General features: G+C 61.5%; 5 protein-coding genes. 2 read left to right on the forward strand and 3 right to left on the reverse strand.

Annotation, left to right across the window (positions count from 1 at the left end; all coding sequences use genetic code 11):
- Window positions 1-121: 121 nt before the first annotated feature.
- The gene (locus ACIQ67_RS20175) at window positions 122-295 is read right to left on the reverse strand and encodes a hypothetical protein (protein WP_397536162.1); all 174 of its coding nucleotides are present in this window, start codon (window positions 293-295) and stop codon (window positions 122-124) included.
- A 130-nt stretch (window positions 296-425) separates the two neighbouring features.
- Between ACIQ67_RS20175 and ACIQ67_RS20180 the strand changes: the two genes are divergently transcribed.
- Window positions 426-947, forward strand: coding sequence for a cysteine hydrolase family protein (locus ACIQ67_RS20180; RefSeq protein ID WP_397536163.1), 522 nt, complete (start codon window positions 426-428; stop codon window positions 945-947).
- 64 nt (window positions 948-1,011) lie between these two features.
- Complete coding sequence (locus ACIQ67_RS20185; protein ID WP_397536164.1) at window positions 1,012-1,449, forward strand: nuclear transport factor 2 family protein; 438 nt, start codon at window positions 1,012-1,014, stop codon at window positions 1,447-1,449.
- A gap of 343 nt (window positions 1,450-1,792) precedes the next feature.
- On the opposite strand, the gene ACIQ67_RS20190 is transcribed toward ACIQ67_RS20185, so the two are convergent.
- Window positions 1,793-3,007: a pyridoxal phosphate-dependent decarboxylase family protein gene (locus tag ACIQ67_RS20190; protein ID WP_397536165.1), complete on the reverse strand. Its 1,215-nt coding sequence runs from the start codon at window positions 3,005-3,007 to the stop codon at window positions 1,793-1,795.
- A 186-nt stretch (window positions 3,008-3,193) separates the two neighbouring features.
- Window positions 3,194-3,505, reverse strand: a 312-nt coding sequence (locus ACIQ67_RS20195; RefSeq protein ID WP_397536166.1) for an FMN-binding negative transcriptional regulator, incomplete at its 5' end; no start/stop codon positions are given.

Consider the following 3,505-nt stretch of genomic DNA (forward strand, 5'->3'; position numbering starts at 1 on the left):
CGCCTCTCCCAGGTGTCCCCGTCCTCGTTGCTGTTCCACTTCATCCGCCTTGCTGTCGTTGTCGATGCAGGCATTCTGGGAAAAGGACCACCGCGTGGGAACAACGCCTTCGGCTTACCGCTTACCGCACAGGTGCCGGGTCAATGCTGCACACCACCAGATCAAACGGGTTGTCGGGTGCCAAACCTTCGCCGAACACCACACAAGGCACCGACAGGTGAAATGGGCTGATGCCTTCGAACACCACAACAGCCACGCGACGGCGCAGCGCTTGCCCAGCGGGTGGTGATGTCAAGGGCATCGATTCAAGAGTGGGGCCAGAACATATTGGCCCGATCTTACCGACTATTGGCATTCAGGCCGATGGCCGAGCGCGCCTGTTCTTGGAAGAATGAAGACTTCACTCATTGCCCCGGAGAACACGAATGTCCAAGCCAGCCTTGTTGCTGATCGATCTGCAGAACGACTACTTTCCGGGCGGTGCCTTCGCGCTGGCCAACACCGAGGCCGCCTTGGTCTCTGTCGAGCGGGCGATCCGCCATGCACAGGAAAATGGCCTGCCGGTGGTTCATGTGCAGCACGTGGCTGACGCAACGCAGGGCATCGCCCCGTTCTTCAACGCAGGCACCGAAGGCGTGAAGATTCACCCGCGCATCCTCGCCGCAGCGCCGGATGCGCCCGTGGTGGTCAAGCATTTCGCCGACAGCTTCGAGCGCACCAACCTGCAATCGACCCTGCAGGCGCTGGGCGCTACCGAGTTGGTGCTATGCGGCATGATGACGCAGAACTGCGTGACCCACACGGCGCTGTCCCGCCAAGCCGATGCCTACGAGCGCGTGACGGTACTCACCGATGCCTGCACCACGGTCAGCGAGATGCTGCATGCCATCGCCTTGCATGCGTTGTCGACACGCGTTCGACTGGTAGACACAGCGTCCCGCTGGTGACCCCAGCTTCTTTGGCCAGCCAATCATCTTTCCGAACGTTGCTCCCAAGACTCTTTTGACCCAAATGCGTTTCGTGTTGGTTTTCCTGGGCGCCCTGGTGGCGATTCCCGCGGCTGCGGAGCAGACGCCCAAGCAAATCGTGACGGCGTTCTTCGACCTCGCCTTCGTGCAACGCAAGCCCGTCGAGGCCGCGCGGAAGTACATATCAGCCGATCAGTACGTCCAACACAACCCGGGTGGCGCCGACGGCCCCTCCGCGTTCATCGAAGGGTTTGCGGCGTATGTCGAGAAGACCAATTTTCGTTGCGACATCAAGCGGGTGATTGCCGAAGGCAACCTGGTGGTGGTGCACAACCATTGCAAAGAGAACCCGGCTGACCCCAGCGATCGAGGCAGCGCCGTTATCGACATCTTCCGGGTTGAAAAGGGACTGATCGTCGAACACTGGGACGTGGAACAGGCGGTGCCGGCGCAGCCCAAGAATTCCAACACCCTGTTCTGACGGCGGCATGGGCAGGCGGTGTAGCTGCTTCGATTCCGGCCTGTGCGAGACCTTCAGGGAAGCGTCGCCCCAACCTGGTCCAGCGCACGTTGCGCCACGGGGCTCTTGTGAGCGGTGTACAAGTAGTTGACCAGGCAACGGTCGTTCAGGGCTCTCAGCGTCAACCCTATTCCGCTGAAAGACTCGTCCGCAATCTGAGTTTTTCAACGGAATAGGCCAGGACCGTGAAGCGGCGCGGACGGATCCGGCAGCTGACTTTGGACGGGAAGTAGACCGAGTGACAGATCTCTTCAGCTTCGGCCCTCGGGCAGCAAAGGCGGCCGGTGAGCGCGCACTGGGCACGCTAAGGCAAGACGCCCCGAATGGTGGCAATGAGCAGGTCAATGTCAGCACTGGGATTGGCCGCTACATTGCGGTACCACTTCACACCCGCCAGGGAGGTCGTAGACGTGGAACCAGCAGGCAACTTACGCAGTGCATGATCAAACAAGTTCTCGTCTTTAGGGTGCCAGACCACAATGCCGGTTTGGGGTTCGGCATAAAGCTCAAGACGCTCGTCTGCAGCCACAAAATCTCCCAGGCGGTGTGCAAGGTCCATGCAGTGCTCTATGCGCTGGGCAACCCCTTCACGCCCCCACGCAAGCAGCGTCGCCAGTAGGGCCGTGGCAGCTGCGCCATGCGAACCAAGAACGCCCACATTGGGGGTGGCCAGGTATGCTCCACCGAAGCTCACCGCCGCGTGGGCTTTCTCGGTGTCTTTGAACAAGACAAGCGCAGACTCTTTGGGTTGAAAAAGCCACTTGTGCGCCGATACGGCAACCGAGTTTGCCGACTCGATGCCGGCCAGCAGGTGGGCGTACTTGCTCATCCGCAAAGGCCCAGCCCAGGCCGCATCGACATGGGTCCAGGCTGCCCTGCCGGCCAGATCAAGGGGGTCGATGGCACCTGTACTGGTTGCGCCGGCGGTGAGGACCAAGGCGGATTTGCGCAGATCGGTCGGCAACCGCGCCGCATCCATCGAACCGTTGGCGTCTATGGGCAAGCTCAGGTACTTGAGACCCAATAGGTGGGCCGCTTTTGCAATGGAGAGATGCGCTCCGGCTGATGCAACCACCTCGGTCACGCCTGCGCACTCTCGTGCCGCCCACAGCGCGGTTAGGTTGGCCACTGTCGAGCCCGGCGTCATGTGTCCGCCGTTCATGCCGAAGAATGGTGCGAGCCATGCCACGACCCGCTCTTCCATCTGGCGAGCGACAGGTGATGTGGCCGGGTGAAGCAGGTTCTGGTTGAGCGACGCGTTCCAAAGCGTCATGGCCCAAGTGACCCATGGGGTTGGCGGGTCCATGTGGGCAAATGAAGTGGCCTCGCCCAGACGCGCTGCGCCTCCAAGAATGCTCGGCGCCAGCGCGTTCAGTGCAGCCGTGGAACCCATCCCACACAGCGGCAGTTCCGTCGGCAGGTCGAGGCGTTTCGCCCTGCTGAAATCACGACTCATCAACTCGACGGCCCGATGCAACCCGTCCGAGTCGACGGCGAACTCCTGGTCCTTGCTACTCATCCCAATTCCGATCTTAAATGCGAAGGCCACATCGACGGCACGGCTCCGAGGCTGGCGAATGTGCACCCGTCCAAGAACAGTCTAGATGGAACTGCACGCTGCGCTGACGTGTGTTCAGCACATGGAACAGCCGTGACCGGCTGCCATTGCATTTCACCATTTCACCGAGCTGGAGCAGGTTTGCGTTCAGACCGTACTCCGCATGGCCTGCGCCAGTTCGGTCTGGCCCCGTGCGTCCAGCTTGTTGCCGGCGCTCAGCCGGTCGCGCGCCTCCTTGTTCTGGCTGAGCTTGGACTTGCCGGTGAGTGATGTGAGCTCGATCTCGATGCCCACAATCTTGGCCAGCATCTCCTCGATGAACGCTGGCGCCGAGTCGCCCATTTTCCATGGCTTGGGCTCGGCGGCCTCGTGACGCTTGGTCAGGCGGGCCACCAAGCCGCGCACAAAGCGCTCGTCGTCCAGCACCGTGATGCGGCCATGGGCGTGCACGACCTCGTA

It is taken from the genome of Roseateles sp. (assembly GCF_044373315.1).
In the GTDB taxonomy this organism is placed as follows: domain Bacteria; phylum Pseudomonadota; class Gammaproteobacteria; order Burkholderiales; family Burkholderiaceae_C; genus JACDQM01.

Bases quoted from the DNA above. Each gene is read 5' to 3' on its own strand.
- ACIQ67_RS20180 (WP_397536163.1), top strand. From the start codon at position 426: ATGTCCAAGCCAGCCTTGTTGCTGATCGATCTGCAGAACGACTACTTT.
- ACIQ67_RS20185 (WP_397536164.1), top strand. From the start codon at position 1,012: ATGCGTTTCGTGTTGGTTTTCCTGGGCGCCCTGGTGGCGATTCCCGCG.
- ACIQ67_RS20190 (WP_397536165.1), bottom strand. From the start codon at position 3,007: ATGAGTAGCAAGGACCAGGAGTTCGCCGTCGACTCGGACGGGTTGCAT.